General features: G+C 68.1%; 18 protein-coding genes. 11 read left to right on the top strand and 7 right to left on the bottom strand.

Annotated features, from left to right (window positions below; translation table 11 throughout):
• Nucleotides 1-180: 180 nt before the first annotated feature.
• The 8 genes from Q0Z44_RS05080 (at nt 181) to ada (ending at nt 8455) form a co-directional block, all read left to right on the top strand.
• Entirely contained in the window at nt 181-1470 is a 1290-nt protein-coding gene (locus tag Q0Z44_RS05080; RefSeq protein WP_298011061.1) for a formylmethanofuran dehydrogenase, read from the top strand.
• On the top strand, nt 1467-3158 hold the full coding sequence (locus Q0Z44_RS05075; protein ID WP_298011060.1) for a formylmethanofuran dehydrogenase subunit A: 1692 nt from the start codon (nt 1467-1469) through the stop codon (nt 3156-3158). Before Q0Z44_RS05080 ends, Q0Z44_RS05075 begins: the two co-directional genes overlap by 4 nt.
• A 5-nt stretch (nt 3159-3163) precedes the next feature.
• Nucleotides 3164-4087 (top strand): formylmethanofuran--tetrahydromethanopterin N-formyltransferase, encoded by a 924-nt coding sequence (gene fhcD / locus Q0Z44_RS05070; protein ID WP_109038759.1) that lies wholly within the window; start codon nt 3164-3166, stop codon nt 4085-4087.
• Nucleotides 4084-4911, top strand: coding sequence for a formylmethanofuran dehydrogenase subunit C (locus Q0Z44_RS05065; RefSeq protein WP_298011059.1), 828 nt, complete (start codon nt 4084-4086; stop codon nt 4909-4911). Before fhcD ends, Q0Z44_RS05065 begins: the two co-directional genes overlap by 4 nt.
• A 45-nt stretch (nt 4912-4956) precedes the next feature.
• On the top strand, nt 4957-5493 hold the full coding sequence (fae, locus tag Q0Z44_RS05060; protein ID WP_298011058.1) for a formaldehyde-activating enzyme: 537 nt from the start codon (nt 4957-4959) through the stop codon (nt 5491-5493).
• 10 nt (nt 5494-5503) lie between these two features.
• Nucleotides 5504-6805 (top strand): aminodeoxychorismate synthase component I, encoded by a 1302-nt coding sequence (gene pabB, locus Q0Z44_RS05055; protein WP_298011057.1) that lies wholly within the window; start codon nt 5504-5506, stop codon nt 6803-6805.
• Nucleotides 6806-6816: 11 nt separating this feature from the next.
• Entirely contained in the window at nt 6817-7503 is a 687-nt protein-coding gene (locus Q0Z44_RS05050; protein WP_298011056.1) for an HAD-IB family hydrolase, read from the top strand.
• Nucleotides 7504-7588: 85 nt separating this feature from the next.
• Entirely contained in the window at nt 7589-8455 is an 867-nt protein-coding gene (gene ada / locus Q0Z44_RS05045; RefSeq protein WP_298011055.1) for a bifunctional DNA-binding transcriptional regulator/O6-methylguanine-DNA methyltransferase Ada, read from the top strand.
• Here the strand turns inward: ada and Q0Z44_RS05040 are convergent.
• Complete coding sequence (locus Q0Z44_RS05040; protein WP_298011054.1) at nt 8436-8711, bottom strand: heavy-metal-associated domain-containing protein; 276 nt, start codon at nt 8709-8711, stop codon at nt 8436-8438. The genes ada and Q0Z44_RS05040 overlap by 20 nt on opposite strands.
• 149 nt (nt 8712-8860) lie before the next feature.
• Here Q0Z44_RS05040 and cueR point away from each other — a divergent pair, with 149 nt between their 5' ends.
• Together cueR and Q0Z44_RS05030 are read left to right on the top strand one after the other, a co-directional pair.
• Nucleotides 8861-9310, top strand: coding sequence for a Cu(I)-responsive transcriptional regulator (gene cueR, locus Q0Z44_RS05035; protein WP_298011053.1), 450 nt, complete (start codon nt 8861-8863; stop codon nt 9308-9310).
• Nucleotides 9307-9765 carry a DUF411 domain-containing protein gene (locus tag Q0Z44_RS05030; protein WP_298011052.1) on the top strand — a complete coding sequence of 153 codons (459 nt, stop codon included), beginning with the start codon at nt 9307-9309 and terminating at the stop codon, nt 9763-9765. Before cueR ends, Q0Z44_RS05030 begins: the two co-directional genes overlap by 4 nt.
• Before the next feature lie 4 nt (nt 9766-9769).
• Here the strand turns inward: Q0Z44_RS05030 and Q0Z44_RS05025 are convergent, their stop codons facing one another.
• The 4 genes from Q0Z44_RS05025 to Q0Z44_RS05010 all read right to left on the bottom strand — a co-directional run bounded on the left by Q0Z44_RS05025 (nt 9770) and on the right by Q0Z44_RS05010 (nt 16197).
• On the bottom strand, nt 9770-12253 hold the full coding sequence (locus tag Q0Z44_RS05025; RefSeq protein WP_298011051.1) for a heavy metal translocating P-type ATPase: 2484 nt from the start codon (nt 12251-12253) through the stop codon (nt 9770-9772).
• 51 nt (nt 12254-12304) lie between these two features.
• Complete coding sequence (locus Q0Z44_RS05020) at nt 12305-14095, bottom strand: methyl-accepting chemotaxis protein (RefSeq protein ID WP_298011050.1); 1791 nt, start codon at nt 14093-14095, stop codon at nt 12305-12307.
• A gap of 121 nt (nt 14096-14216) precedes the next feature.
• Entirely contained in the window at nt 14217-14843 is a 627-nt protein-coding gene (locus tag Q0Z44_RS05015) for a YitT family protein (protein WP_298011049.1), read from the bottom strand.
• 1 nt (nt 14844) lies between these two features.
• On the bottom strand, nt 14845-16197 hold the full coding sequence (locus Q0Z44_RS05010) for an amino acid permease (RefSeq protein ID WP_298011048.1): 1353 nt from the start codon (nt 16195-16197) through the stop codon (nt 14845-14847).
• A 145-nt stretch (nt 16198-16342) separates the two neighbouring features.
• Here Q0Z44_RS05010 and Q0Z44_RS05005 point away from each other — a divergent pair, with 145 nt between their 5' ends.
• The gene (locus Q0Z44_RS05005; RefSeq protein WP_298011047.1) at nt 16343-17242 is read left to right on the top strand and encodes a DMT family transporter; all 900 of its coding nucleotides are present in this window, start codon (nt 16343-16345) and stop codon (nt 17240-17242) included.
• Between the two features lie 15 nt (nt 17243-17257).
• On the opposite strand, the gene Q0Z44_RS05000 is transcribed toward Q0Z44_RS05005, so the two are convergent.
• Nucleotides 17258-19372 (bottom strand): TonB-dependent siderophore receptor, encoded by a 2115-nt coding sequence (locus tag Q0Z44_RS05000; RefSeq protein ID WP_298011046.1) that lies wholly within the window; start codon nt 19370-19372, stop codon nt 17258-17260.
• A 126-nt stretch (nt 19373-19498) separates the two neighbouring features.
• Nucleotides 19499-19573: a 4Fe-4S dicluster domain-containing protein gene (locus Q0Z44_RS18290; protein ID WP_366517574.1), complete on the bottom strand. Its 75-nt coding sequence runs from the start codon at nt 19571-19573 to the stop codon at nt 19499-19501.
• Nucleotides 19574-19578 lie beyond the last annotated feature (5 nt).

The following is a 19578-nucleotide window of genomic DNA, read 5'->3' as shown; positions in this document are numbered from 1 at the left end:
ATGCCATCGCCCCGCTGACGTTGTCTGGCGATGCCCTGACACCGACGGCGACACACTTTGCCTGCACCGCTGAGCCGCGCCCGCAGGACAGACTGTCCCACCCCTGCCACGCCTTGATCGTGCGTGCGGGGTCGATCCCTGGCGCGCCGCATGGCATGTGCATTGCGTTCATGCCGCCACATGAACGCCCTTTCCGACAGCAGCCACGCCACCCCGGCTGCGGAAACACCTCCTTGGACGTGCCCCTACTGCGCCCTGCTGTGTGACCACGCCCAGGTCGACCTGGCCGACCCGCCTCGCCTGCGCGGGGCCAGCTGCCCACGGGCCGACGGGGCACTGGCGCACCTGCTGCCGGCAGACAACCCCGAGGCAACCCAGGCATGGGTCAATGGAACACGCGCCTCCGTGGCCGAAGCGCTGGACGTTGCAGCTCAATGGCTGAGCCAGTCACGCCGTCCGCTGCTCGGCGGGCTGGCCACCGATGTGGCCGGGGCCCGCGCCCTGTACCGTCTGGCGGCGAGCACCCATGCGGTCGCCGACCACGCGCACGGGCAGGCGCTGCACAACGCCGTGCGTGCCCAGCAGGACAAGGGCACCTTCTACACGACCCTGTCCGAGGTCCTGAACCGCTGCGATCTGCTGGTGTGTGTGGGCACGCAGCCGGCGGCGCGTTATCCGCTGTTCTACGAGCGATGCGGCATCGGCCGCACCGATCTGCCCCGGCGCCATGTGGTCTACCTGGGGACCGACGTGGACCCGGCCCTGCCACAGGGTGAGCACGTACGCGGCGAAGCGCAGGCCGTCGGGGCGCCGCTGGCCCGGACGCTGTCGGAGCTGGCCGCCTGCGTCCGGGGGCATGTCGCTGCCGATGCACGGGTGGCGGCCTGGCAGCCCTTGGTCGATCGGCTGCGCGCAGCCCGCTATCCGGTGTTCGTATGGGAACCCGGCATGGCCGGCCCGCACGGCGAACTGGTGGGCGAAGCCCTCTACCGGCTGGTGGCCGAGCTCAATGTGCAAGGCCGGGCCACCACGCTGAGCCTCGGTGGCAGCGAGGGCGCCTACGCCGTCAACCAGGCATGGACGTGGCTCTCCGGCCTGCCATTGCGCACCGAGCACCGCCCGGCCGGGCTGACCCACGATCCGGTCCGGCTGGCCGGCAGCCGCCTGCTCGCTCAGGGCGAGGTGGACCTGCTGCTGTGGGTCGCCAGCTTTCAGCCGGGCCTGATCCCACCCGACACCAGCCTGCCGCAGATCATCCTGGGGCGACCCGGCCTGGTCCGTCCCGAAGGCGACGTCGTCTTCATTCCAGTGGCCACGCCCGGCATCGAGGCTAGCGGCCACCTCTTTCGTGCCGACGGCGGCGTCGTGCTGCCCCTGCGGCCCATCCGGCCCTCGTCCCTGCCCACGGTGGCCGAGGTGGTCGAGGGCCTGCTGCAACGCCTTCAGGCACACACCGGAGCCCCGGCATGAGCACCATCCGACTCCAGGGCGGCCGTCTGTACGACCCGACCCACGGCATCGACGGCGTGGTGCGCGACCTCGTCCTGCGTGACGGCCGCATCGTGGACCTGCCCGCCCACGAAGCCGTCGACCAGACGATCGACGTCACCGGCTGCATCGTCATGGCCGGTGGCATCGACATGCACACGCACATCGCCGGCGGCAAGATGAACCTGGCGCGCCTGATGCTGCCGGAAGACCATCGCCGTGGCTTCGATCCCGTCCCCTTGCCGCTCAACCCGCTGGAGCTGGCCTCGTGCGGGCACTGCGCCCCCGGCACACTGCAGACGGGCTACAGCTATGTGAAGATGGGCTACACCAGCGCGTTCGAGCCCGCCATGGCCGCGAGCAACGCCCGCCACACCCACCTCGAGATGGGCGATGTGCCCATCCTCGACCACGGGGCCTATGTGATGCTCGGCAATGACGAGCTGCTGCTCGACATGATGGCCCGGCAGCAGCCCATCGAACGCATCCGGGACTACATGGCCTGGACCATCCATGCCACCAAGGCACTCGGTGTGAAGGTGGTGAACCCGGGCGGCATCTCCGCCTTCAAGTTCAACCAGCGCCGGCTCGATGTCGACGAGGCTCACACACACTGGTCCGTCACGCCGCGCCAGATCCTGCAGACGCTCGCGCGTTGCCTGCAGGACCTGGGCATCCCGCACCCGCTGCACATCCACACCAGCAACCTCGGTGTGCCGGGAAACATCGCATCGACCATGAGCACCATCGAGGCGCTGGAAGGCCTGCCCGCCCACCTGACGCATGTGCAGTTCCACAGCTATGGCAAGGAAGGGCCGCACAAGTTCTCGTCGGCGGCGGTCGAGCTGGCCGAGGCAGTCAACCGCCACGCCAACATTTCGGTGGACGTGGGCCAGGTCATGTTCGGGCAGACGGTCACCATCTCGGGCGACACCATGCGGCAATGGGCCAACGCCCCCGCCGGCTCGCCCCGCAAGTTCGGCGGCGCCGACATCGAGTGCGACGCAGGCTGCGGCGTGGTGCCCTTCCAGTACCGAGAGAAGAGCTACGTCAACGCGCTGCAGTGGAGCATCGGGCTCGAGCTGTTCCTGCTGATCGATGACCCGTGGCGCGTGGTGCTGACCACCGACCACCCCAACGGCGGGCCCTTCGGCAGCTACCCGCACCTCATCCGCCTGCTGATGGACAAGGCCTTCCGCGATGAACAGCTGGCGCGGCTGCACCCGGATGTCGCCGCCCACGCCCCGCTGTGCGAGATCCGCCGCGAGCTGACGCTGTACGAGATCGCCATCCTGACCCGTGCGGGACCGGCCCGTTTGCTCGGTCTGACGGACAAGGGCCACCTGGGCGCTGGCGCTGCGGCCGACGTCGCGGTCTACCGGGTCCAGGATGACATCGAGGCCATGTTCACCACACCGGCCTACGTCTTCAAGGATGGCCTGCTGGTGGCCCAAGCCGGCGAGATCGTCGCCACGCCGACCGGCGGCGTGCACTTTGCCGAGCCCGACTTCGATCCGTCCATCGGCAAGACGCTGCAGTCCTATGCGCGGCGGCATCTGACGGTGAACCCCGCTCATGCGGTCATCGGCCACGACGAGCTGTGCAGCTGCGGTCGCGGCGGACGCCTGTTGCCCACGGCCTGCTTTCCAACCTCCTCTCTTGCCGCCTGAGCCCCATGCATCTCCAAGGGATCGCCATCGACGACAGCTTTGCAGAGGCCTTTCCGATGAAGGCCACGCGACTGATCGTCACCGCCCACACGCTCGAATGGGCGCGCCATGCGGGCACCGCCGCCACGGGCTTTGCCACCTCCGTGATCGCCTGTGGCTGCGAAGCCGGGATCGAGCGCGAGCTGTCGCCCGACACCACGCCGGACGGCCGCCCGGGCGTTGCCCTGTTGTTCTTCTCGATGTCCGGCAAGGAACTGGCCAAGCAGATCGAACGGCGCGTGGGTCAGTGCGTGCTCACGTGCCCCAGCACCGCGGTGTATGCCGGGCTGCCCGAAGGCGAGGCCATGCCGCTGGGCAAGAACCTGCGCTTCTTCGGCGACGGCTGGCAGCAGTCCAAGGTGATCGATGGCGTGCGCTACTGGCGGGTGCCCGTGATGGACGGCGAGTTCGTCGCCCAGGAAAGCACCCCGGTGGTCAAAGGCGTGGGGGGCGGCAACCTGCTGCTGCTGGCCCGGGACACCGACAGCGCGCTGGCTGCTGCCGTGGCGGCGGCCGACGCCATGCGTCAGGTTCCCAACGTGATTCTGCCCTTTCCAGGCGGGGTGGTGCGCTCCGGTTCGAAGGTCGGCAGCAAGTACAAGGCCCTGAGCGCCTCGACCAATGACGCCTTCTGCCCCAGCCTCCTCCATGTGAGCCCGCGCTCCGCGCTGACGCCCGAGGTGGGCAGCGTGCTTGAAATCGTGATCGACGGCCTGAGCGAAGCCGACGTGGCCGCGGCCATGCGCGCCGGCATCGCGGCCGTGACAGGTCACGGCAGCCAGCCTCCGGTGGCCGGCCTGCTGCGCGTGTCCGCCGGCAACTACGGCGGCAAGCTGGGCCCCTACCACTTCCATCTGCGGGATCTGCTGCCCGAAGGAGCGCACGCATGAGCGGCCACCTGCTTCGGCTGCACACGCAGCCCGCGCTCTCGATCGACCTGCACACGCTGCACCCCGAGCGGCTGCGCGGCCTGAGCGCCACCGAGGTCAGCCACCTGCCGCTGCGGCATGGGCGCGATGCGGCCACCGTCGGCGACTTCTGCCATGTGAGCACGGCGACCGACATGCCGGACACGCTCACGCTCGACGGCGACTTCAGCCGCTTCCATCGCATCGGCCAGGGGCTGACGGACGGCCGCATCGTCATCACAGGGTCAGTGGGTGATCTGGCGGGTGCCGGCATGCGAGGGGGCCAGCTTGTCATCGAAGGACATGCCCGGGACCTGACCGGCTGCGAGATGGCCGGTGGACGGCTCGAGGTCCACGGCAACGTGCGGGACCACGCAGCCGGTGCCCAGGTCGGCAGCCTGGACGGCATGCGTGGCGGCACCTTCATCGTGCGCGGCCATGCCGGCGCCCGGCTGGCCGACCGGATGCGGCGCGGCACCCTGGTGGTCTGCGGTGACACCGGCGATCACCTGGCCTCCCGCATGGTGGCCGGCACCGTGCTGGTGGGGGGCCGCACCGGTGCCCACCCTGCCTGGGGCATGCGCCGCGGCTCCCTGGTCTTCGCGGGCCCCGCCCCTGACCTGGGCCCCACGTTTGCGCCCAACCCCGCCGACGTTCGCGTGGCCTGGCAACTGCTGGCCCGTCATCTTGCCCCGTTGGCTGCCGGGCTCGTTCCCCAGGCCGTCGACCTGCCTCGGCACGCGCCTGCACGCCGAACCGGTGACCTCTCCGTCAGTGGCATCGGCGACGTCTTCGTGCTCGGTTGACCCCGCGCAGTGCCTTCATTCAATTTCCTGAAACCACTTCAAACCATGACCCAGCCTGACTACCTCTTCCACGCCGGCGAAGCCACCGTGTTCGCAGCCGAAGGCCAGTTCACCGACGCCATGCCCGAAGTCCTGATCGGCCGCACCAGTGGCCCCGTCGGCCAGGCCTTTGCCAACATGATGGCGCAGACCAAGGGGCACACCGCGATGTTCGCCATCCGGGCCTGCAACCAGCTGGTCCGCCCGGCCACCATCATGGTGCCCAAGGTCACCCTCAAGGACAGCGCCAACATCGAACTGTTCGGGGGCGTGGTGCAGTCCGCCACGGCCGATGCCGTGGTCGACCTGGTGAGCGAGGGCGTCATCCCGCGTGACCTGGTCAACGAGCTGTGCATCATCAGCCTGGTGTGGATCGACACGCGGTGCGCGCAGGACCCGCAACTCAGCAAGCGCGACATGTACCGCACCAACTACGAGGCCACCAAGCTGGCGATCCGCCGGGCCCTGGCCAACGAGCCCTCGGTGGACGAGCTGATCGCCAAGCGCCACACCGTCCGTCACGACATGGACGACTGGAGCTGAGGCCAGCGTCATGCACGGCCCCGCCGAGCCCTTCGCGCTGCTGGACGACTGCACGGCGACCCCGGGTCAGCCCTGCAGCCGCCTGTACACCGGCTTCGTGCGGGAGCACCGCTGCGAGAACGCAGCCACGCTGGACGCCCTCTGGCAGGACGTGCAGCGGGATCAGCAGGCCGGCCTGCATGCCGTCGTGCTGGCCGACTACGAATGGGGGCTGGCCCTGGTCGGCCTGCCGCCCCGCCCCCCAGCCTCCGCCGAACAGCAAGCCACATCCCCCGCCTTGCGCGTGCTGATGTTTGCGCGGCTGCACCACCTGAGCCGCGACGAGGTCGATGCCTGGCTTGCTTCTCCGCCCGGGTTCACCGCGGCACACGGCGGGGCGCCCCGGCTGAGCCCCTTGACGCCCACGCTCGGCCCTCAGGCATACGCCCGGGCCATCGCGCGCATCCACGATGCGATCCGTGCCGGTGAGACCTATCAGGTCAACCACACACACCGCCTGCGGGGCGAGCTGACCGGCTCGCCAGTGGCCCTGTATCGCCTGCTGCGCGCCCGCCAGCCCGTGCCCTACGGCGCGCTCATCGCCCTGCCACCTGCGCCGGGACGTCCGGCATGGGTGCTGTCGTGCTCGCCAGAGCTGTTCATCGAACAAAACCAGGGCACCCTCACGGCCCGGCCGATGAAGGGCACCGCCCCGCGCTCGGCCGACCCCTCCGTCGACCAGGCCCAGGCCCATTGGCTCCGGCACGACGCAAAGAACCGGGCCGAGAACCTGATGATCGTCGACCTGCTGCGCAACGACCTGGGCCGCCTGGCTCAGACCGGGACCGTGAAGGTGCCCGAGCTGTTTGCCGTGGCGCCACACGGGGCGGTCTGGCAGATGACATCGACGATCACGGCCCGCCTGCGCGAGCACCTCAGCTTCCCGGACCTCCTGCGCGCCAGCTTTCCGTGTGGCTCCATCACGGGCGCGCCCAAGCGCCACACCATGCAACTGATCCAGCAGCTGGAAGACACGCCACGCGGCCTCTACACCGGCAGCATCGGCTGGGTCGATGCCACCGGCACCGATGCGGACAGCTGGGCCTGCTGCCTGTCGGTCGCCATCCGGACTGTCTGCGTGTCGGCCCCCGATGCCGAAGGCCGGCATGCCATCGAGATGGGCGTGGGCAGCGGCATCGTGCTCGACAGCGAGGCCGAGTCCGAGTACGCGGAATGCCAGCTGAAGGCCCGCTTCCTGACCGGCGTGGTCCAGCAGACACCGCATGACACGTCGCAGCCCACGCCGGCAACTGCGGCAGCGTGCCCGCTCTGAGCCGCACGAGGATGGCAGCCACAGGCCTCGCGCTGTTCGACCTCGATCACACCCTCATCGGGTTCGACAGCGGCATGGCGTGGTGCGCCTTCCATGAAGCGGCAGGCCGCCTGCCACCGCAGACCCACGCGCGCTACCTCGCCTGCTGCCATGCCTATGTGCGCGGCCAGGCGACGCTGCACGACCTCCACAACCTGCTGGTGGCACCCCTCAGCGGGCTCTCGCCTGAAACCCTGCAGGCCTGGCAGGTTGACTTTGCACAGGCCATGGCCCCCCGCGTGAGCCCGTGGGCCCTGCAGATCGTGGCATCACACCGGCAAGCTGGGCACCTGTGCGTCCTCGTCACGGCCACAGCTCGGCTGGTGGCGAGCGCGTTCTCGGCGCTGTTCGGCATGGACGCCCTGCTGGCGACGGAATCCGGCAGCGTGTCGGGTGACGCCGGCCCGTCCGCCGTGGGCGTCCTCGGCGCGCCATGCTGGGGTGCGCACAAACTGGATCGCGTGCAGGATTGGCTGGCGCAGCGCAGCCTGGGCCAACTCTCCGATCACGCATCGTGGTTCTACTCGGACAGCCACAGCGATCTGCCGCTGCTGCAGGCGGTCACGCATCCCGTCGTGGTCGAACCGGATCCGCGCCTGCTGGCCCATGCGAGAACGCACGGATGGCCCGTCGTACAGCGCGACGCGCCCGCGCCCTAGCGCAAGAATCGGAGTGTCAGCGCACGCCGGACATGTCAACATGCCGACCGGTCCGCCACGTAGGCTGGACGAAGAAGGCAGCGCCATGCTTGAAGACAAACCCCGAGAGACGGACCACCTGAGCCTGGTGACCCGTCTGTGCCGGCACATCGAGACCGCCCCCACGCCCCCCACCCTGAGCGAACTGGCCAGCCTGGCAGGCCTGAGCCCCCACCACCTGCACCGGGTGTTCAAGGCCACCACAGGCCTCACGCCGAAGGCCTATGCCGCGGCCCACAGGGCGCAGAAGGTGCGCGCCGAGCTGGCGCGCGGCCACAGCGTGACCGACGCCCTGTACGGTGCCGGCTACGGCGCCAACAGCCGCTTCTACGAGGAGGCGCCCGCCATCCTCGGCATGACGCCGACGGCCTTCCGGGCAGGAGGGGTTCGCACCACCATCCGCTTTGCGCTGGGCCAGTGCGCGCTGGGAGACATCCTTGTGGCGGCCAGCGACAAGGGGGTGTGCGCCATCCTGCTGGGCGACGATGCCGAAACCCTGCTGCATCAGCTGCAGGACCTGTTTCCCAAGGCCGAGCTGGTGGGCGGCGATGCCGTGTTCGAGCAGTGGATGGCGCAGGTGGTGGGATTCGTCGATGCGCCACGCATCGGGCTGAATCTGCCGCTGGACGTCCGTGGCACCTCTTTCCAGCAGCGCGTCTGGCAGGCCCTGCGCGAAATCCCCGTCGGCACCACCGTTAGCTACGCCGAACTGGCGCGTCGCGTGGGGCTGCCCAACGCGGTGCGGGCCGTGGCAGGGGCGTGTGCCGCAAACACGCTGGCGGTCGCCATCCCCTGCCATCGCGTGGTGCGCACGGACGGCAGCCTCTCGGGTTATCGCTGGGGCGTGCAACGCAAGCGCGCCCTGCTCCAGCGCGAAGCTGAATCGCCGCTGTTCACGCCGGATGCCGGCTAGCGCCGCCGCATCCACATCCGCCGCAAGCCGGGGCGCCGGGGGCCGCGGCTGCCGCCACAGCGGGCTCGGCCTCATAGCCGGCCGCCACGATCGCCTGACGCACCGCGTCGGCCTGCGCCTCAGGCAGGTCGACCTGAACAACGTGCCGAGCCAGGTCGACCTCAACGACGGCGTCGGGCTGCACTGCATGGACGGCACGGGTGATGGCGTTGACACAGTGGGAACAGGTCATGTCGGGGACTTGGTAAGCAAGCATCGCAAAGCTCCTTCTGGGTTGACAAGCCGCACTCTGAACCTTTCCATGAGGGCAAGGTCAAGTCCATGCCGCCCTTGCCCCAAGCATTGACCTTCCCCCGGCAGGAAGGTTTAGACTGGTCCGCACATCTGGTCGAAAGAGGAGTTCCGGTGCTCAACATAGGTCAGGCCGCCGCCGCCTCGGGCGTGTCGGCCAAGATGATCCGCAACTACGAAGCGATGGGCCTGCTGCCTGCCGCACCGCGCACCGACGCCGGCTACCGGCAGTACGGCGAGGCCGATGTGCAGACGCTGCGGTTCATCCGCCATGCGCGCGACCTCGGCTTCTCGCTGCAGGCGGTGGGGCAGCTCGTCGGGCTCTGGCAGGATCGACGGCGCCCGAGCCGGGACGTCAAGGCGCTGGCCGAAGCCCACATCCGTGAACTGGACGCCAAGGCGCGCGAGCTGCTGGCGATGAAGGCCACGCTTGAGCACCTCGTGCGCGGCTGCCGGGGCGACGACCGCCCCGAGTGCCCCATCATCGAATCGCTGGCCTCCCACGCACCCTCTTCGGGTGGCTGTGGTCACCATCACCCCGTTCTCACCAAGGAAGCCTCATGAAGCGACGTGCCGTTCTCCAATACGCCCTGGGTGCCGTGGCGCTGTCCGCCCTGCCCGTGAGCGCTGCCCCCGGGCTGCCCGAGGTCGAAGTGTTCAAGAACCCCAACTGCGGCTGCTGCGGCGCCTGGGTCGACCACATGAAGGCCGCTGGTTTCCCGGTCAAGGTCGTGGAAGTGGAAGACACCGGCACGGTGCGCCGCCAGGTGGGGATGCCCGATCGCTTCGGCAGCTGCCACACCGCCAAGGTGGCCGGCTATGCGCTGGAGGGCCACGTGCCTGCCGAGGAGGTCAAGCGCCTGCTGAAGACCCGTCCACAGGCCGTGGGCCTGGCTGTGCCCGGCATGCCCGCCGGCTCACCCGGTATGGAGATGGGCCCCCGGCTTGACCCGTTCAAGGTCCTGCTGGTCGACCGCTCCGGGCAGTCGACCGTGTTCGCTGCCTACCCCAAGGCCTGACTGTTCAGGCCGCGGCCAGTGGCGGCTGGAACCGCCGCAGCCGCAGCGCATTGCCCAGCACGAACACGCTCGACAAGGCCATGGCCCCGGCCGCAAACACGGGCGACAGCAACACGCCATAGGCCGGATACAGCAGCCCCGCAGCCACCGGGATGAGCGCAGTATTGTAGGCAAACGCCCAGAACAGGTTCTGGCGGATGTTGCCCAAAGTGGCGCGCGACAGCGCGATGGCGTTAGGCACCCCCTGCAGGTGACCCGACATGAGCACCACGTCTGCGGCCTCCATCGCCACGTCGGTTCCGGTCCCGATGGCCAGCCCCACATCGGCCTCGGCCAGCGCCGGCGCGTCGTTGATGCCGTCGCCCACGAAGGCCACACGGCCATGGGTCGACTTCAGTCGCTGCAGCGTGGCGACCTTGCCCTCCGGCAGGACCTCTGCCACCACCTCGTCGATGCCCAGCCGCGCAGCGATCGCGCGGGCGGTCCGTGCGTTGTCTCCGGTGATCATCGCCACCTTCAGCCCCAGCGCGTGCAGGGCGGCGATTGCGGCCGGTGTGCTGGGCTTGATCGGGTCCGCCACGGCGACGATCGCCGCCAGCTGGCCATCCACCGCGGCGTACAGCGGCGACTTCCCCTCGTTGCCCAGCCGCTCGGCGGTGTCGGCGAAGACCTCCACAGGCAGGCCAAGCAACCGCATGTAGCGATCGGCGCCCACTTCCACGCGCGCGCCCACAACAGTGGCCCGCACGCCCATGCCGGTCACGGAGTCGAAGGCATCCAGAGGCGGCAACGCCAGGCCCCGCGCCTCGGCCGCCTGCACGATGGCCCGTGCAATGGGGTGCTCCGAGCGGGCTTCGACCGCGGCAATCAGGCTCAGAACGTGAGCCTCATCAAAGCCCGGTGCCACCTCCAGATCGGTCAGCGACGGACGGCCTTCCGTCAACGTGCCCGTCTTGTCGACTGCCACCACACGCGCGTCCTTCAGCAACTGCAGCGCCTCGCCCTTGCGGAACAACACGCCCATCTCGGCGCCCCGGCCCGTGCCCACCATGATGGACGTCGGCGTGGCGAGCCCCATCGCGCAGGGGCAAGCAATGATGAGCACCGCGACCGCGTTGACGAGCGCATAGGACAAGGACGGCGACGGGCCCCACACCAGCCAGAGCACAAAGGTCAGCAAGGCCGCCGCCATCACCGCGGGCACGAACCACAGGGTCACCTTGTCGACAACCGCCTGGATCGGCAACTTGGAGCCCTGAGCCTGCTCCACCAGCCGGATGATCTGCGCCAGCACCGTCTGCCCGCCCACCGCGGTGGCACGCAGCATGAACGCCCCCTGCTGGTTGACCGTGCCACCCACCACGGCGCTGCCCGCGGTCTTTTCAACCGGAATCGGCTCGCCGGTCACCATCGATTCGTCAACAAAGCTGTGACCTTCGACGAGCTCCCCGTCCACCGGCACCCGTTCGCCCGGGCGCACTGCCACGGTGTCGCCTGCCTTCACGTCCGTGATCGGCACGTCGACTTCGCGCCCGTCGCGAACCACATGTGCCACCTTGGCCTGCAAGCCCACCAGCCGCTGGATGGCCTGCGAGGTGCGGCCCTTGGCCCGGGCCTCGAGGAAGCGCCCCAGCAGGATGAGGGCCACGATCACGGCGGCGGCTTCGTAATAGACGTTGACCGTGCCCGTTGGCAACATCCCGGGAGCAAAAGTGGCCGCCAGGGAATAGGCATACGCCGCCGTTGTTCCGACCGCCACCAGCGAATTCATGTCGGGCGCCAGACGCCACAGCGCGGGAATACCGTGGACATAGAAGCGCCGGCCCGGCAGCGCCATCACCAGGGTCGTCAGCACGAACTGGAGGTACCAGCTGTTCTGAACGCCGATGTGCGCTGCAATCCAATGGTGGACGCCAGGGATCAGGTGCGAGCCCATCTCCAGCAGGAACACGGGCAGGGCCAGCGCCGTGGCGACAAGCAGGTCGCGCTGCAGGGCCACCCGTTCGGCGTCCTTCCTGGCCGAGGCCTCGGCATGGTCGCCCTCGGGGGCCAGCGTGCGGGCTTCATACCCGGCCTTGGCAATCGCCGCGATCAGGGCGTCCGAAGGCGCCACGCCGCGCACCGTCGCGCGCTCCGTCGCCAGGTTGACCGACGCCTCGGACACGCCCGGCACCTTCCTGAGCGCACGTTCCACCCGCCCGACACACGAGGCGCACGTCATGCCTTCCACGGCCAGCTCGGTGGTGCGCTCGGGCACGGCGTATCCCGCCTGGGTCACGGCGGCAGTCAGCGCGCTCAGGTCCACAGCCTGGCCGCCTTCGAGGTGAACCATGGCGCGCTCGGTGGCGAGGTTCACGGCCACATCGCGCACGCCGGGCACCCTGGCCAGCGCTTTTTCCACCCGCTTGACGCAGGAGGCACAGGTCATGCCTTCGATGGGCAGGCTCAGGGGGGCAAGGGGCGCAGGCCCGGAGTGAGGTGCGTTCATGTCGACACCTTAAACCTTGCCTTCACGGCAAGGTCAAGCCCCTGCTTCAGATCAGAGCCGGAAGCCGCCCACGATGTCGGCCAGTTGCGCCGACTGGTCCTGTAGCGCGCGGGTGGCAGCGGCCGCCTGCTCCACCAGGGCCGCGTTCTGCTGCGTGCTCTGCTCCATGTGGCCCACCTTGCTGCCAATGGCGGCAATGCCCCGGCTCTGTTCGCCGCTGGCGTGGCTGATCTCGGCAACGATCTGCGTCACGCGGTGCACGCTGTCCACCACCTGCTGCATGGTTTCGCCCGCCGTCACCACCTGGCGACTGCCGGCCTCCACATGCGACACGGAGTTGTCGATCAGGGCCTTGATCTCGCGCGCGGCTGTGGCACTGCGCTGTGCCAGCGAACGCACTTCACTGGCCACCACCGCAAAGCCGCGGCCCTGCTCGCCGGCCCGTGCCGCCTCCACCGCAGCGTTCAACGCCAGGATGTTGGTCTGAAAGGCGATGCCATCGATCACACCGATGATGTCCACGATCTTGCGCGCCGACGTCTCGATGCCGCCCATGGTCTGCACCACCTGGCCCACCACCTCACCGCCACGGGTCGCCACCGCGGAAGCCTGATTGGTCAGCTCGTTGGCCAGCTGCGCGTTGTCGGCGTTCTGGCGCACCGTCGAGGTCAGTTCGTCCATGGCGGACGCGGTCTCGGTCAGGGCACTGGCCTGCTCCTCGGTGCGGTTGGACAGATCCAGGTTGCCGCTGGCAATCTCTCCGGAAGCCAGACGCACCGACTCGGCCGACTCGCGCACGCGCAGGATCATCTGAGCGATCTTGTCGGTGAAGTGGTTGAACGACATGGCGATCTGAGCCAGCTCGTCATGCCCTTCCGCGGCCAGCCGGCGGGTCAGGTCACCATGACCGGAGGCGATCTCTTCGAGCGCATCCCGCACCGTGCCCAGCCGGGCCAGCTGCCGCCGGATGACCACGGCCACCAGCGCCACCGCGATCACCACGCACAGCACGGTGATGGTCACGGCGGTCTTCAGCAGGTCATGCACGGGCTGCATCGCCTGCGCCCGGTCCACGGCCACCACCAGCGTCCAGGGCGTGCCCTTCACCTCGGCGCCGTACAGCATCATGTCGGCCCCACCCAGCGACGTGTCGAGACGGCGCCCTTCCGATGCCATCTGCCTCACGCGTTCCGGCGTCAACTCGGCGGTCAGATCGGACACCGGCTTGAGTGTGAACGCGTTATCGGGGTGAGCCAGCAGCTTGCCGGCCCCGTCGACGAGGAAGGCGTAGCTCTTCTCCATCGGGCGGATCGCGTCGACCGTCCTGGTCACGGTGTCCAGGTGCATATCGGTGCCCAGCACGCCCTCGTAAGCCCCCTTGGGCCCGAACGGCAGCACGAAGCTGATCGTCAGCTTGCCGGTGCTCGCGTCGACATAGGCGGGCGTGAGCGCGGCGCCGCCCGTCTCGATGCCTTGCTTGTACCAGGGTCGAGCGGTGCCATCGTAGGTGTCGGGCATGGGGTGATCGAACACCACCCGTTTGGTCGCATACACGATGTAGGCATCGTCGAAGCCACCAGCCTGCTTGGCCGCGCGGATGGCCGGCAGGGGATCCGGCTCGTTCACGGCCAACGCCAGCGCTCCGGTGATCCGGTGCTTCTCGTTCACCCAGCTGGTGAGGTCGGCCGCGTACAGCCCGGTCAGCTGGCCGACCCGATCGTCCAGTTCCGCCAGGGTGTTCGCACGTTGCACCGCGAACATCCCCACACAGACCGCAGAAAGCGAGACCGCGGTGATGGTGACGCACACCGCGATGAGCCGGCCACGGAGTGTCTTGAACATGAGCGCATTCCTCGAACAGATGGGATGGGACGCCCCAACACGGGCTTCCCTCTACGGGGCTATCGGACGATCACCGCCAGACCTGAGCCCGGAAACCGCTGCGGCGCGTGATCAATCGCGCTCAGGCCAGATACCGGTCGGGTCGGTGGTTCATCGCCACGATCGTGTTCAGCACCACCGCCCCGGCCACCGACGCGACAAGCAGCGGCATGCTGACCAGCGCCGACGACGCCGCGAGGATCAACAGGTCGATCACCAACTGCACCTTGCCGGCGCGGATCCCATGGTGCTCCTGCAGGTACAGCGCCAGGATGCTGGTGCCGCCCAGGCTGGCCCGGTGGCGGAACAGCACGATGAAGCCCAGCCCCAGCACCGCATTGCCGAACAGCGCCGCATAGAACGGATCGATCCGCTCCACATGGATGAAGACGGTGTGCATCTCCGCGAAGAAGGACAGCAGCCCGACCGCACAGAAGGTCTTCAGCACCATGGCCTTGCCGAGGTGCCGATACGCCAGCCAGTAGAAAGGCACGTTGATGAGGAAGAACGCCACACCAAAACGCACGCCGGTGGCGTAGTGCGCCAGAAAGGCCAGGCCTGCGGTGCCGCCGGTAAGGGCCCCGCCCTGCCGCAACAGGTTCACGCCGAACGAGACGACCAGCGTGCCGATCAGCAGGGCCAGCACGTCCTCGTACCAGGCGTGCGGTGCGCGAGGCCCGTCTGCCGGGCTGGCGGTAGGGCGCGCCACGTCAGGCCTTACGCTGACGCAGCCAGTAGCCAACGCCCAGGAAGCCCAACCACACCGGGATCAGCATGACCGACAGGCGCATGTCGGGCGTGGCCCACATGACGGCAAGGATGCCGACCATGAACGCCAGGCACAGGTAGTTGCTGATGGGGTGTGCCCAGCTCGGGTAGCGCGGGGTCACCCCCTGGCTCACCATGGCCTTGCGGAAGATCAGGTGGGTGATGCTGATCATCGCCCAGTTGATGATGAGCGCGGCCACCACCAGCGCCATCAGCAGGCCGAAGGCCTTGCCCGGCATCAGGTAGTTGATGAGCACGCACAACGCGGTGGCGGTGGCCGACACCAGCAGCGCGGGCACCGGGATACCGCGGCCATTGACGCGCGCCAGCACGGCCGGGGCATCGCCCTGTTCGGCCAAGCCCAGCAGCATGCGGCTGTTGCAGTACACGCAGCTGTTGTAGACCGACAGTGCCGCGGTCAGCACGACGATGTTGAGCACCGTGGCCACGGCCTGGCTGTCCAACGCCTGGAAGATCATGACGAAGGGGCTGCCACCTTCCTGCACCTTGTGCCAGGGAAACAGCGACAGCAGCACCGCCAGTGCGCCCACATAGAAGATCAGAATGCGGTAGATGACCTGATTGGTGGCCTTCGGGATGGTCTTGCGGGGCTCTTCCGCTTCGGCGGCCGTGATGCCGACCAGCTCGAGCCCGCCGAACGAGAACATGATGACCGCCATGGCCATGACCACGCCCTCGATGCCGTGAGGCAGGAAGCCACCTTGGGACCAGAGGTTATGCAAGCCGGCTTCCGGGCCCGCCTGGCCACTGAGCATCAGGTAGACGCCAAAGCCGATCATGCTCAGGATGGCCACGACCTTGATGATGGCGAACCAGAACTCCATCTCGCCGAACAGCTTGACGTGCAGCAGGTTGATGGCGTTGATGACCACGTAGAAGACCAGGGCCGAAACCCAGGTCGGCACGCCGGGAAACCAGTACTGCACGTAGATGCCCACGGCCGACAGCTCGGCCATGCTGACCAGCACATACAGCACCCAGTAGTTCCAGCCGGACATGAAGCCCGCCATCCGGCCCCAGTAACGGTGGGCAAAGTGGCTGAACGAGCCGGCCACCGGCTCTTCCACCACCATCTCGCCGAGCTGGCGCATGATGAAGAAGGCCACGACGCCCGCGATCAGGTAGCCGAGCAGGATGCCCGGGCCGGCCAGCTTGATGGTCTGCGCGACACCGAGGAAGAGGCCGGTGCCGATGGCACCGCCCAGGGCGATGAGCTGAATGTGGCGGTTGCTGAGACCGCGCTGCAGCGTGGGTGGGTTGGAAGGCTTGGACATGTTGTTGGAAGGCTCGGCCGAACCTTCCATTTTCGCCTCTGTGCGCAACGCCCGCCATGTGGCTCACCACATGGCGCCATACGAAGACGCACATGCCCGCTTTCCATGCAGGGCCACGTCAGAATGGCGGCCCAAGGACGAGAACATGGCCGCACGAGGAACCATCGACACCCGCGCTGCCAGCATCATGGTGGTGCTGTGCATGATCTGGGGGCTGCAACAGATCGCGCTCAAGGGCGCTGCACCGAACATCGCCCCGGCGATGCAGATTGCCCTGCGCTCGGCGGGGGCCGCGCTGCTGGTGGCCGCCCTGATGGCGGCGCGCGGTGAGCGCCTCACCCCCGGGCTCTGGAAGCCCGGCCTGCTTGTGGGCCTGCTCTTCGGCATGGAGTACCTGCTGGTCAGCGAAGGCCTGCGGCACACCACGGCGGCCCACGTGACGGTGTTCCTCTACACCTCGCCCATCTTTGCAGCCATCGGCCTGCACATCCGCGTGCCGGCGGAGCGCCTGCGAGCCCTGCAATGGCTCGGCATCGCCTTGGCCTTTGCGGGCATTGCCGCCGCCTTCCTGGCGCGGTCCGCCCCCACAACGGCGCACACATCGGTCACCGGGGATCTGTTGGGGCTGCTCGCGGGCGCCGCGTGGGGCCTGACCACGGTCTCCGTGCGCGGCTCGGCGCTCACGGCGGCACCGGCCACGGAGACCCTGCTGTATCAACTGATGGGGGCAACGGTGTTGCTCGCCGCACAGGCCTTCTTCACGGGGCAGACCCACATCCAGTGGACGCCCACTGCCTGGGCCAGCCTGGGCTTCCAAACCCTGGTGGTGTCGTTCGCGAGCTTTCTTGCCTGGTTCTGGCTGCTGCGGCACTACAGCGCTTCGCGGCTCGGGGTGTTCTCTTTCCTGACGCCCTTGTTCGGCGTCGGCTTCAGTGTGTGGCTTCTGAACGAACCTCTCGAGCCCGCCTTCGTCGTCGGTGCTGCCTTCGTGCTGGCCGGCATCGTCCTGGTGAGCGCAGGGGCGGGCAAAGGCCGCGCCCCCTGAACACGGCTTGTAGCGTCAGAACGTCGTCTGCAGCCCAGCCACGATCTGGCGGCCCAGCCCGGGCAGCACGGTCAGGTTGCCCCACGACGCCCGGTAGTAGGTCTCGTCGAACAGGTTGTGCACGTCCAGCGTCAGTCGGGTGCGCGGATCGATCTGCCAGTAGCTGGTGACACGGACCGTCGTGTAGGCAGGCAGTCGGTAGGTGTCGAGCGCCGTTCCCGTGCGCTCGCCCACGTGCACCAGGCCACCGCCCACGCCGTACCGGCCCAGCGAAGAAGGCAGCGCATCCTCGCGGATCGCGAACAGCCCGCCACTGACACGCGGGATGTTGAGCAGGCGTTTGCCCACCAGCGCGGGGTTGTTGTCCTTGGTGACTTCGGCATCGGTGTAGGCGAAGTTGGCCGTCATGCGCCAGTGCGCGTCCAGCTTGCCCGCAAAGTCGGCCTCCAGGCCCTGGCTGCGCACCTCGCCCGCGGCAACGTTGTAGCTCGCGTTGGTCGGATCCCGCGTCAGCACATTGCTCTTGACGATGTGAAACAGCGCCACGGACGCGCTCAGTTGCTGATCGGCGGATTGCCACTTGGCGCCGGCTTCCAGCGCCTTGCCGGAAGTGGGGTCGAACGCTTCCCCGTTCTGGCCTGCACCCGCGTTCGGTCGGAACGAGCGGCCAGCCGATGCGTACACCGACCGGTTGGCATCGATCAGGTACGTGATACCAAACCGGGGCGACGCCACCGAGTGCGCCTGCTCGCGGTGCAGGCTGGCCAGCTTGTCGGTGTAGTCCTGCTTGAACCGGTCGAAGCGCACGCCCGCCAGCAGTTTCCACTTCTCGGTGAGGTCCACCTGGTCCTGCAGGAAGACACCGGTCGCGCGCTGACGGTCTTCGGTGTCGAAGCCAGGGGTCAGCGTGCCCCTCGGCTGGTTGTAGACCGGGTTGTAGATGTCGATGGCAAACGGCTGGGCGGTCAGGTTCGAATAGCGGATGTCCTGTCCCATGAACAGACGCCACGCTTCCAGCCCGGCCAGCACGGTGTGCTGCATGCCACCCAGCTTCAGCTTGCCTTCCACCTCGGCCTGCATGGAATGGTCACGAGACGGCAGGCTGCGCGTGCTGTCACGGCGCGTCAGGGTGCGTTGGTCGGAACGCAGCGTACCCAGCAGGTCGATGGCATCGCCGTAGAACTCGGTTTCGCGCGACGAGGCGCCCAGGCGTGCACGCCAGCCCTGGCCCAGGTCGCGATCCAGCGTGATCTGATGCGTCTCCCCGTTGACGTGCATGTTGCCGCGAGACGGGTCGCCCAGGAAGGTGTCGCGCGGCACAGCGCCCGGGTTGCCGTTGACCTGCACGATGCCCCGATCGAGCGGCGCACGGATGCGAATGAACTCGGCCTCGTACTGCAGCACGGTGTTCGCGTCGATGGACCAGGTGAGCGCGGGGGCGATGACGTACTTGCTGTTGTCAACGGCCGACGTGCGCGACGCGCCGTCTTCCGACACGAGGTTCAGCCGGTAGGCCAGGTTCTGAGCCAGCGGCCCCGTCGAATCGAGCGTGGCGCGGTGAAAGCCGCGTGTCCCCGCTTGCAGCCCCACCGTGTGCGACGGCGTGAACTGCGGCTTCTTGGTCACCACATTCAACGTGCCACCGGGCTCGCTGCTGCCATACAGCGCCGCCGCCGGCCCCTTCAAAAACTCAACGCGCTCGATGGTGGCCGCATCGCGCTGCGGTCCGTATCCACGGCCGGAGGCAAAACCATTGAGCAGCGAGCCGCCATCGGTGTTGCTGAAGCCGCGTATGGCGTAGTTGTCCCAGTTGCCACCAAAGTCGTTCAGGCGCGAGACGCCACTGACGAAGTCCACCGCATCCGCCAGCCTGCTGGCACCCAGGTCATTGAGCAACTGGCGCGGCACCACGCGCACGGCCTGCGGTGTCTCGATCAGGGGCGTGTCGGTTCGGGTGGCCGCGGTGTTGCGCCTGGTGCCCTGGTAGCTGGAAGACCCGGTGCGGTCCCGCACGGAAACTTCCTGCACCTCGGTGGTCGATTGGGCGTGGGCTGCAAGGGCGCACGCCAGGAGAACCGCTGCGGCCAGCGGGGTGCGGCTGGGCGCCGCAGCGTGAGGAGAAAAGCGCATTGGGAAAGGCCCGCAATAGGCAAACGCGTCGGCACGACATGTGCCGTTTACAGTCGTTCATCCTATCATTTAATGCGACTCATTCTCATTTGCATTGGCCAATGAAATCTTCATCCCTGCGGCCCGTCACATCCCCGCGTAGTTCGGCCCACCGCCACCTTCCGGCGTGATCCACACGATGTTCTGCGTCGGATCCTTGATGTCGC

The sequence above is a fragment of the uncultured Aquabacterium sp. genome (genome assembly GCF_947366995.1).
GTDB lineage: Bacteria > Pseudomonadota > Gammaproteobacteria > Burkholderiales > Burkholderiaceae_C > Aquabacterium.
The sequence above is the reverse complement of the archived record's forward strand: the minus strand, read 5'-3'. Positions and strand labels throughout refer to the sequence as shown.

What these genes read in the sequence shown, in the direction of transcription:
- Q0Z44_RS05080 (WP_298011061.1), top strand. Translation starts at nt 181, where the DNA reads ATGAACGCCCTTTCCGACAGCAGCCACGCCACCCCGGCTGCGGAAACA.
- Q0Z44_RS05075 (WP_298011060.1), top strand. Translation starts at nt 1,467, where the DNA reads ATGAGCACCATCCGACTCCAGGGCGGCCGTCTGTACGACCCGACCCAC.
- fhcD (WP_109038759.1), top strand. Translation starts at nt 3,164, where the DNA reads ATGCATCTCCAAGGGATCGCCATCGACGACAGCTTTGCAGAGGCCTTT.
- Q0Z44_RS05065 (WP_298011059.1), top strand. Translation starts at nt 4,084, where the DNA reads ATGAGCGGCCACCTGCTTCGGCTGCACACGCAGCCCGCGCTCTCGATC.
- fae (WP_298011058.1), top strand. Translation starts at nt 4,957, where the DNA reads ATGACCCAGCCTGACTACCTCTTCCACGCCGGCGAAGCCACCGTGTTC.
- pabB (WP_298011057.1), top strand. Translation starts at nt 5,504, where the DNA reads ATGCACGGCCCCGCCGAGCCCTTCGCGCTGCTGGACGACTGCACGGCG.
- Q0Z44_RS05050 (WP_298011056.1), top strand. Translation starts at nt 6,817, where the DNA reads ATGGCAGCCACAGGCCTCGCGCTGTTCGACCTCGATCACACCCTCATC.
- ada (WP_298011055.1), top strand. Translation starts at nt 7,589, where the DNA reads ATGCTTGAAGACAAACCCCGAGAGACGGACCACCTGAGCCTGGTGACC.
- Q0Z44_RS05040 (WP_298011054.1), bottom strand. Translation starts at nt 8,711, where the DNA reads ATGCTTGCTTACCAAGTCCCCGACATGACCTGTTCCCACTGTGTCAAC.
- Q0Z44_RS05030 (WP_298011052.1), top strand. Translation starts at nt 9,307, where the DNA reads ATGAAGCGACGTGCCGTTCTCCAATACGCCCTGGGTGCCGTGGCGCTG.
- Q0Z44_RS05025 (WP_298011051.1), bottom strand. Translation starts at nt 12,253, where the DNA reads ATGAACGCACCTCACTCCGGGCCTGCGCCCCTTGCCCCCCTGAGCCTG.
- Q0Z44_RS05020 (WP_298011050.1), bottom strand. Translation starts at nt 14,095, where the DNA reads ATGTTCAAGACACTCCGTGGCCGGCTCATCGCGGTGTGCGTCACCATC.
- Q0Z44_RS05010 (WP_298011048.1), bottom strand. Translation starts at nt 16,197, where the DNA reads ATGTCCAAGCCTTCCAACCCACCCACGCTGCAGCGCGGTCTCAGCAAC.
- Q0Z44_RS05005 (WP_298011047.1), top strand. Translation starts at nt 16,343, where the DNA reads ATGGCCGCACGAGGAACCATCGACACCCGCGCTGCCAGCATCATGGTG.
- Q0Z44_RS05000 (WP_298011046.1), bottom strand. Translation starts at nt 19,372, where the DNA reads ATGCGCTTTTCTCCTCACGCTGCGGCGCCCAGCCGCACCCCGCTGGCC.